Here is a 9,887-nt window from a genome sequence, read left to right as displayed (position 1 = left end):
TGCCCGTGAGGCTTGACCATATAACACCCAAGCAATTTGCATGCTCCAAGCTGAAAAGCGAAAGAGACCAGATTGCGGTGTGTGAAGACGAAACGAACCGAAAGTTCGAGATCTTGCAAAACACCGAAATCTATCACGTACCCAATTTGCTGAAGCGCGGCCAGCTGGCCACGATTCGGTACCCGAATTTCTTGACGACCATAGAGCATTGGAACCACCTGATCCCATCCCGAACTCAGCAGTGAAACGATGCATCGCCGATGGTAGTGTGGGGTTTCCCCATGTGAGAGTAGGTCATCGTCAAGATTAAATTCCGAAACCCCAATTGCGAAAGCAGTTGGGGTTTTGTTTTGCCCGCAAGAAACATTGGGATCGTCCGCCAGCTGTCACCGTCACCCGACAATGCTAAGGTTCGGCCCTGGTTTTGTACTTTCCAAGGAAGCTTTTATGGCGGACGCCTCGCTGCTCAGTGCTGGATTTATGGTGGTCCACGGCAATCGCCTGGATGAACTGCGTAGTCTGGTGGTCAGTTGGATGCGGCGTTACCCGCTGGCGCCCCTGGAAAATGAAATTGCCCTGGTACAGAGCAACGGTATTGCCCAGTGGTTGAAGCTCGCCCTGGCCGAAGACCCGGAAGATGACGATATGGGCGGCTGTGGCATCGCGGCGGCCATTGATGTGCAACTGCCGGGCAGCTTCATGTGGCAGTTGTATCGACTGGTACTGGGACGAGACGAGATTCCCGCCAAGTCCCTGCTGGACAAAGCCCCGCTGACCTGGCGGCTGATGCGCCTGCTGCCCGAGTTGATCGATCAGCCACACTTCGAACCGCTGCAACGCTTCCTGACCCAGGACACCGACCTGCGCAAGCGCTATCAACTGTCGGAGCGCCTGGCGGACCTGTTCGACCAATACCAGGTGTACCGCGCCGATTGGCTGGAGGACTGGGCCGCCGGTCGCCACCAACTGCGCAACGGCCGGGGGGAGGCTAAACCACTGGCGCCGGCCAACTGCTGGCAGGCGGAGTTGTGGCGCGCACTGTTGCTGGACGTGGGCGAGCAAGGCATGGCGCAAAGCCGTGCCGGCGTCCACCAGCGCTTTATCGAAACCATCAACCGTCTGGACACCGCGCCTGCAGGCCTGCCATCGCGGGTGATCGTTTTCGGTATTTCTTCACTGCCCGCCCAAGCCCTGGAAGCGCTAGCGGGGCTGGCGCGCTTCAGTCAGGTCCTGCTCTGCGTGCACAACCCCTGTCGCCACCATTGGGCGGACATCGTTGCCGACAAGGACTTGCTTCGTCACCAATACAAACGCCAGGCGCGCAAGGCCGGCATGCCGGTGGTCCTCGATCCGCAAACCCTGCATCAGCACGCGCACCCGTTGCTGGCCGCCTGGGGCAAGCAGGGGCGCGACTACATCAACCTGCTCGACAGCTACGACGACCCCAACAGCTACCGCTCGGCATTCCGCGATGGGCGAATCGACCTGTTCAGCGAATACCAGCCGCTGACCATGCTCAACCAATTGCAGGACGATATCCTCGAACTGCGACCGCTCAGCGAGACCCGCGACCTGTGGCCGGCGGTTGACCCTGAGCGCGATCAGTCGATTCGATTTCACATTGCCCACAGCACCCAACGTGAAGTGGAGATCCTCCACGATCAACTGCTCGCACGCTTCAGCGCCGACCCGACGTTGCGCCCCCGCGATGTGATCGTGATGGTGCCCGATGTCGACAGCTACGCCCCCCACATCCGGGCCGTGTTCGGCCAGCTTGAGCGTGAGGACAAACGCTTCATCCCCTTCACCCTGACGGACCAGGGCCAGCGTGGCCGTGACCCGCTGCTGATTGCCGTCGAGCACTTGCTCAAGCTGCCGGATAGCCGTTTCCCGGTGAGTGAAATCCTCGACCTGCTCGACGTCCCGGCCTTGCGTGCCCGATTCGGCCTGGAGGAGCGTGACCTGCCGACCCTGCACCGCTGGATCGAAGGCGCCGGCATCCGCTGGGGGATGAATGCCGCGCAGCGTGCCGGCCTTGGCCTGCCGGATGAGCTTGAGCAGAATACGTGGCGCTTTGGCCTGCGCCGCATGTTGCTGGGATACGCGGTGGGCAGCGGCCTGGCCTGCGACGGCATTGAGCCTTACGACGAAATTGGTGGCCTGGATGCGGCCTTGATCGGCCCCTTGGTGGCGTTGCTCGACGCCCTGCAGATTGCCCATGAAGAACTCAGTCAACCGGCCTCGCCCGAGCAGTGGGGCGTGCGCCTGCAGGGATTGATGCAGCTGTTTTTCCTCGCGAGCACCGAGCACGATGACTTCCTGCTCGCCCAGCTTGAGCTGCTTCGCGAAGGCTGGCTGGAGACCTGCGAGTCGGTCGGCCTGCAAGACGCGCTGCCGCTGACCGTGGTCCGTGAAGCCTGGCTCGCCGGGCTTGATCAGGGTCGGCTGTCCCAGCGCTTCCTGGCCGGTGCGGTGAACTTCTGCACCCTGATGCCGATGCGAGCCATCCCGTTCAAGCTGGTGTGTTTGTTGGGCATGAACGACGGTGACTATCCTCGAGCACAACCGCCATTGGACTTCGACCTGATGGGCAGCGATTACCGCCCGGGGGACCGTTCGCGCCGCGAGGATGACCGTTATCTGTTGCTCGAGGCCGTGCTCTCGGCACGTGATCAGCTCTACATCAGTTGGGTCGGGCGCAGTATTCGGGACAACAGCGAGCGCCCCGCGTCGGTGCTGATCGGCCAACTGCGCGATCACCTGGCCAACGGCTGGCGGCTGGCCGGCGAGCACGACGACGAACTGCTTGAGACGCTGACCCAGGAGCATCCGTTGCAACCCTTCAGCGCCCGCTATTTTCATCACGGCAGTGAGCTGTTCAGCTATGCCCGCGAGTGGCAGTTGCTGCATGAGCAGCACCACAGCCCGCAAGCGCCAGCCCTGCTGGAGGCCTACGAGCAGGAAGAACCCTTGAGCCTGGGCCAGCTTCAGGACTTCCTGCGTAACCCCGTGCGCCACTTTTTCAGCCAGCGCCTCAAGGTGTTTTTCGAAGCCGCCGAAGCGCCGTTGGAAGACGAAGAACCTTTCGTGCTCGATGCACTGCAACGCTACAGCCTCAGTGACAGCTTGCTCGACGCCGCCCTGACTCACCTGGATCAGCCCGAGCAGGCACTGCAGGCGCAAGCCAAGCGCCTGCAAGACAGCGGCTTGCTGCCCATGGCCGGTTTTGGCGAGTGCCTGCAGCGTGAGTTGATCGAGCCGTTGCCGGACCTGGTGCAGCGCTATCAGCACCTGTTGGCGTTGTGGCCGAGCCCACAAAACAGCGCGCGGCCGATTTCGTTGCAGCGCCATGGCGTCAGCCTGGAGGGGTGGCTCAGCGACCTGCACCAACGCAGCGACGGTGGCTTGCTGGCCGTGACCACCATCCCCAACAGCATCGGCTCGATCAAGAATCGCAAGTGGCATCGCCTGACCCGGCCCTGGGTCAATCACCTGGTGGCCTGTGCCAGCGGCTGGTCCTTGACGACCGGGCTAGTGGCCAGTGACGACACCTTGCTGCTCGCGCCTATCGAGCAAAGCCGCGCCCTGGACATCCTCGGTGATGTGCTGCAAGCCTGGCAGGCCGGGATGCGCCAGCCGCTGCCGGTGGCCGTCAAGACCGCATTTGCCTGGCTGGGTCAGACGGACCCGGACAAGGCCGACGCAGCCGCGCGCAAAGCCTATGAAGGCGATGGCCAGACCACCGACGGCGAGCGTCGCGAAAGCCCGGCGCTGGCCCGTCAGTTCGCCGACTACAACGCCTTGCTCGCCGACGAAACCTTCGGTGGCTGGTGTGACGCACTGTACCGCCCGCTGCTTGAAGCGCCGTGGCGCTCCGTGACCCAAGAGGACGCGCACTGATGACTGCCAAACTTCCCCTCGCCCTGGCGTTCCCGCTGCGCGGCAGCCAGTTGATCGAAGCCAGCGCCGGCACTGGCAAGACCTTCACCATCTCCGCGCTCTACCTGCGCCTGGTCCTGGGCCACGGTGATGCGGACAGCGGATTTGGCCGGGAACTGCTGCCGCCACAAATTCTCGTGGTGACGTTCACCGACGCCGCCACCAAGGAGCTGCGCGATCGGATCCGCACACGCCTGGCGCAAGCGGCGCGGTTCTTTCGCGATGAAACCCCGGCCCCCGACACCTTGATTGCCGAGCTGCGCGAGCAATACCGCACCGAGCAATGGCCGGGTTGCGCCAATCGCCTGGACATCGCCGCGCAGTGGATGGATGAAGCGGCCGTCTCGACCATCCACAGTTGGTGCCAGCGCATGTTGCGCGAGCACGCGTTCGACAGCGGCAGTCTGTTCACTCAATCCCTTGAGACCGATCACAGCGATTTGCTCGGCGAGGTGGTGCGCGACTACTGGCGCCGGTATTGCTACCCGATGCAGGGCGACGCCCTGAACTGGGTACGCGCCAACTGGGGCGGCCCGGCGGCGTTGCTGGCGCGGGTACGTGGGGTGTTCGACAGTGAACGCGAGAGCGTCGAAGGCACGGCTCCGGCCGAGTTGATCGCCGCCTGCTTGCAGGCACGGCGCGAGGCATTGGTTGCCCTCAAGGCGCCCTGGGGGCCATGGGCCCGGGAGTTGCGGGAGATCTGCCTGCAAGGCGTCGCCAGCAAAACGGTGGACGGACGCAAGATGCAAGCCCGCTACTTCGAGCCCTGGTTCGAAAAAATCAGCGCCTGGGCCGAAGACGAAACGGTGGAGGACCTGGACATTGGCACCGGCTTCACCCGCCTGACCCCCGATGGCATGGCCGAGGCCTGGAAAGGCCCGGCGCCCGAGCATCCGGGCCTGCACGCCATGGCCGCCTTGCCGGCGAGCCTGGACGCGCTGCCCACCCCCGACGCGGCGGTCTTGAAGCACGCCGCGCAGTGGATCGGCGAGCGCTTCGAAGAAGAGAAGCGCCGTCGTGCGGAGATGGGCTTCGACGACATGCTGCTGCGCCTGCGCGCGGCGTTGCAGGCGCAGGGCGGCGAGCGCCTGGCGACCTTGATTCGCGAGCAGTTCCCGGTCGCCTTGATCGATGAGTTCCAGGACACCGACCCGGTGCAATACCGCATCTTCGAGAGCATCTACCGCATCGAAGACAACAACCCCGAGTGCGGACTGTTCCTGATCGGTGATCCCAAGCAAGCGATCTACGCCTTCCGTGGGGCGGATATCTACACCTACCTGCGCGCTCGCCAAGCCACCAGCGGACGCTTGCACACCCTGGACACCAACTTCCGCTCCAGCCACGGCATGGTCCGGGCAGTCAACCACGTGTTCCAACAGGCCGAGCTGCGTGAGCAGGGCCGGGGCGCGTTTCTGTTCCGGGAGCCGGACGGCGACAACCCGGTGCCGTTTTCCCCCGTGCAGTCCCAGGGCCGCAAGGAGTCGCTAGAGATCAACGGCCAGCCGGTGCCGGCGCTGAATGTCTGGCAGCTTGGCAGCGAGCAACCGCTGTCGGGCGCGGTCTATCGCCAGCAACTGGCGGCGGCGTGCGCCAGTGAAATCAGCGCGTTGCTCAACGCTGGCCAGCAAGGGCAGGCCGGCTTCGTGCGCGACGCGCAAGTGCTCAAGGGCTTGCTGCCGGCGGACATCGCGATCCTGGTGCGCGACGGCAAGGAAGCCCAGGCCGTGCGCAGCGCCTTGTCGGCCCGTGGCGTGCGCAGTGTGTACCTGTCGGACAAGGACTCGGTGTTCGCCGCCCAGGAAGCCCACGACCTGTTGAGTTGGCTCAAGGCCTGCGCCGAGCCGGACGTCGAGCGCCCGCTGCGCGCCGCCCTGGCCAGCATCACCCTGAACCTGTCGCTGATCGAACTGGAACGCTTGAACCAGGACGAGTTGGCCTGGGAGAGGCGCGTCATGCAGTTTCGCGAGTACCGGCAGATCTGGCGCCTGCAAGGTGTGCTGCCGATGTTGCGGCGCCTGCTGCATGACTTCGAGCTGCCCCAGGCGCTGATCGCCCGCAGCGATGGCGAGCGCGTCCTGACCAACCTGCTGCACCTGAGCGAGCTGCTGCAACAGGCCGCCGCCGAACTCGATGGCGAGCAGGCGCTGATTCGTCACCTGGGCGAACACCTGGCGCTGTCCGGGCAGGCTGGCGAAGAGCAGATCCTGCGGCTGGAAAGCGACGAGCAACTGGTCAAGGTAGTGACCATCCACAAGTCCAAGGGCCTTGAGTACCCCTTGGTGTTCCTGCCGTTTATCTGTTCGGCCAAGCCGGTGGACGGCAGCCGCTTGCCGTTGCACTACCACGACGAACGCGGCAGGCCCCAGGTCTCGCTCAGCCCGACGCCGGAGCTGATCGCCCTGGCGGACCATGAGCGCCTGGCCGAAGACCTGCGTTTGCTCTACGTGGCCCTGACCCGCGCCCAGCACGCCTGTTGGCTGGGGGTTGCCGATCTCAAGCGGGGCAATCACAACAGTTCGGTGCTGCACCTGTCGGCATTGGGCTACCTGCTGGGCGGCGGCGAGCGGTTGGCCGAGTCGGCGGACCTGCAACGCTGGCTGCGCGACCTGCAACAGGGCTGTGATGCCTTGAGCGTGGGACCGATGCCGCAGGCTTCGGACCTACACTTCCATCCCCCGCGCAATGAAGCGGTGCTGCTCGCGCCGTTGATTCCCCGGCGCCGTGCCGCGGAGAACTGGTGGATCGCCTCCTACAGCGCGCTGCGGGTCGGCGAGCGGCTGAGCGCGGCCAGCGATGAGGCCCCGGAAAGCGCCCAGGCGCAAAAGCTCTTCGACGATGAGCGCCTCGACCCCCATGCCCCGCGAGAAGTGCTCGCCAGTGGCGGCGACATTCATCGCTTCCCCCGGGGGCCCAACCCCGGGACCTTTCTCCATGGCTTGCTGGAGTGGGCCGGTGACGAAGGCTTCAAGGCGGAGCCCAAGGCCATCGAAAAAGCCATTGGCCGTCGTTGCAACCGTCGTGGCTGGGAAGGTTGGATCACCACCCTGAGCGACTGGCTGGGGCACTTGCTGCAGGTTCCCCTGCGCCTGGGCGGGGAGCCGCCGCTGGTGCTGGCCCAACTGAGCCAATACCGGGTCGAGATGGAGTTCTGGTTCGCCAGCCATCAGGTCGACGTGCTCAAACTCGATGAGTTGGTGCGCCAGTACACCCATGCCGGCGCGCCGCGGATGACCGCCGAGTCGGCGCTGCTCAATGGCATGTTCAAGGGCTTTATCGACTTGAGCTTCGAACACGCAGGTCGCTACTACGTGGCCGACTACAAATCCAACTGGCTGGGGGCCGAGGATGGGGCCTACACGGAGCAGGCCATGGAGCAATCGATGCTCGACCACCGCTACGACCTGCAATACGCGTTGTACCTGCTGGCGTTGCATCGCCAGCTCAAGGCGCGCCTGGTCGACTATGACTACGACCGGCACATGGGCGGCGCGGTGTATCTGTTCCTGCGCGGGACCCGCAGCACCAGCCAGGGCGTGTACTTCGCCCGTCCACCCCGGGAACTGATCGAGCGCCTCGACCGCCTGTTCCAGGGCAAGCCAGAGCCCAAGGCACCTGTGGCCTGGGAACAGGGAGTATTGCTATGAGCCGTTCCTTTGCCGACCTGCTGCCCACGCCGCTGACCGCCGAAAGCCTGGCCCAACTGACACCCTTGAGCCGGGCCGAGGATTTGTTGCTGCTGCTCGAACGCTGGGTCGAGCGCGGCTGGTTACGGGCCCTGGACAAGGCCTTCGTGGCGTTCCTGTTCGAACTGGCGCCCGACACCGATCCCTTGGTGTTGCTGGCGGCCGCGCTGACCAGTCATCAATTGGGCCACGGCCACGTGTGCCTGGACTTGTTCGAGACGCTCAAGGAGCCGGATTTCGCCCTGTCCCTGCCGCCTGAAGGTGACGTGCAGGCCGGCGCCCAACTGTTGCCCTCGCAATTGCTTGAAGCCCTTGAGGGCGTGCACTGGTGCAAGGTCCTGGCGTCGAGCCCCTTGGTGGCCTTGGCCGCCGATGACCGCGAAGACAGCCGCCATCGGCCCTTGGTGCTGTCCGGCAAGCGCCTGTACCTGCGCCGCTACTGGGCCTACGAGCGGCGCATAGACAGCGCCCTTCGCCAGCGCCTGGTGGCCGACGAGCCGACCCCCGCCGACCTGGCGCAACGCTTGAGTGGCCTGTTCGGCCCGGCCAAGCCAGACGCGCCCATCGATTGGCAGAAACTCGCGTGCGCCCTGGCCACGCGTGGTGCCTTCAGCATCATCACCGGCGGGCCGGGAACCGGCAAGACCACCACCGTCGTGCGCTTGCTGGCACTGCTCCAGGCACCGGCGGTGGAGGCGGGCGAGCCGCTGCGCATTCGCCTTGCGGCACCGACGGGCAAGGCCGCCGCCCGCCTGACCGAGTCCATCAGCCAGCAAGTGCGCACCCTGCACGTCGCTGAAGACGTCCGGGGCAAGATCCCCACCGAAGTCACCACGGTCCATCGCTTGCTCGGCAGCCGCCCGGGCACCCGGCACTTCCGTCATCACGCCGGTAACCGTTTGCCCCTGGATGTCTTGGTGGTCGACGAAGCCTCGATGATCGACCTGGAAATGATGGCCAACCTGCTCGACGCCTTGCCCAGCCATGCCCGTCTGGTGCTGTTGGGCGACAAGGATCAACTGGCGTCGGTGGAAGCCGGCGCGGTACTGGGCGACCTGTGCCGTGACGCCGAGGCCGGCTGGTACAGCCCACAGACCCGCGCCTGGCTGGAGGCCGTCAGCGGCGAAGCGCTCGGGGCCAGCGGCTTGCACGAAGACCTCGATGCCAGCCACCCGCTGGCCCAGCAGGTGGTGATGCTGCGTCACTCGCGGCGCTTTGGCGAAGGCAGCGGCATCGGTCAACTGGCGCGCTGGGTCAATCAGCAGCAGGCCGAACAGGCCCGGCACCTGCTGCAGGCGCGCAGTCATGCCGACCTGTATTCGCTGGCGCTCAAGGGCGAGCACGACCGAGCGCTGGAGCGGCTGTTGCTCGACGGTCATGGCGAGGGACCGCAAGGCTATCGCCATTATTTGAGCCTGCTGCGCAACCAGCGTCCGCCAGAGGACGTGGCGCCGGACGACACGCGCTGGGTCGAATGGGCGCGCAACGTGCTGCATGCCTTCGACGCCTTCCAACTGCTGTGTGCGGTGCGCAAGGGACCGTGGGGCGTAGAGGGGCTCAATCAGCGCATCACCGCGGCCTTGCTCAAGGCCCGGCTGATCGACAGCGACCAGCAATGGTACGAGGGCCGTCCGGTGCTGATGACCCGCAACGATTACGGCCTGGGCCTGATGAACGGTGACATCGGCATCGCGCTCAAACTGCCTGACCGCGAGGCGCGCGAGCCCGGGCGCTTCGTGCTGCGCGTGGCCTTTGCGCGCAACGATGGCCAGGGCGGCGTGCGCTTTGTACTGCCCAGCCGGCTCAACGATGTCGAGACGGTGTATGCGATGACGGTGCACAAGTCCCAGGGTTCGGAGTTCGCCCATACCGCGCTGATCCTGCCGGATGCCCTGAACCCGGTGCTGACCAAGGAACTGATCTACACCGGCATTACCCGCGCCAAGGACTGGTTCAGCCTGATCGAACCCCGTGGCGGCATCTTCGAAGAAGCGGTGCGACGCAAGGTCAAGCGCTTGAGTGGGTTGATGCTGGAACTGGGCTGACCGGACGAACACCCCATCCGGACCCCTTGTGGGAGCAACTGTCTCAGCCATGCCGCTCGTCACCGCCATCGCGAGCAGGAATCTGGGTTGAGCCCGTAGGAGCGAGGCTTGCCCGCGAACCGGCCAGCCCATTCAGCATCGATGTCGCCAGGCTTACCGCCTTCGCGGGCAAGCCTCGCTCCTACAAGGAATTGAGCTGCTCCCCGGATGTGTGTTC

Annotated in this window: 3 protein-coding genes and 1 rRNA gene; all 4 read left to right on the top strand. The window is 65.0% G+C overall.

Features of this window, described 5'->3' with window-relative positions; all coding sequences use genetic code 11:
• Positions 1-190 precede the first annotated feature (190 nt).
• The 4 genes from rrf to recD all read left to right on the top strand — a co-directional run bounded on the left by rrf (position 191) and on the right by recD (position 9,670).
• Positions 191-306 (top strand): 5S ribosomal RNA (rrf, locus tag BMW74_RS23085).
• Between the two features lie 141 nt (positions 307-447).
• Positions 448-3,900, top strand: a complete 3,453-nt coding sequence (gene recC / locus BMW74_RS23080; protein ID WP_093426442.1) for an exodeoxyribonuclease V subunit gamma — start codon at positions 448-450, stop codon at positions 3,898-3,900.
• The gene (recB, locus tag BMW74_RS23075) at positions 3,900-7,586 is read left to right on the top strand and encodes an exodeoxyribonuclease V subunit beta (protein ID WP_093426441.1); all 3,687 of its coding nucleotides are present in this window, start codon (positions 3,900-3,902) and stop codon (positions 7,584-7,586) included. Before recC ends, recB begins: the two co-directional genes overlap by 1 nt.
• Positions 7,583-9,670: an exodeoxyribonuclease V subunit alpha gene (gene recD, locus BMW74_RS23070; RefSeq protein WP_093426440.1), complete on the top strand. Its 2,088-nt coding sequence runs from the start codon at positions 7,583-7,585 to the stop codon at positions 9,668-9,670. Before recB ends, recD begins: the two co-directional genes overlap by 4 nt.
• Positions 9,671-9,887: the final 217 nt, after the last annotated feature.

Source organism: Pseudomonas sp. ok272 (assembly GCF_900109995.1).
In the GTDB taxonomy this organism is placed as follows: Bacteria; Pseudomonadota; Gammaproteobacteria; order Pseudomonadales; family Pseudomonadaceae; genus Aquipseudomonas.
The sequence above is the reverse complement of the archived record's forward strand: the minus strand, read 5'-3'. Positions and strand labels throughout refer to the sequence as shown.

Excerpts from the sequence above, each read along its gene's own strand:
- recC (WP_093426442.1), top strand. The coding sequence starts at position 448 with ATGGCGGACGCCTCGCTGCTCAGTGCTGGATTTATGGTGGTCCACGGC.
- recB (WP_093426441.1), top strand. The coding sequence starts at position 3,900 with ATGACTGCCAAACTTCCCCTCGCCCTGGCGTTCCCGCTGCGCGGCAGC.
- recD (WP_093426440.1), top strand. The coding sequence starts at position 7,583 with ATGAGCCGTTCCTTTGCCGACCTGCTGCCCACGCCGCTGACCGCCGAA.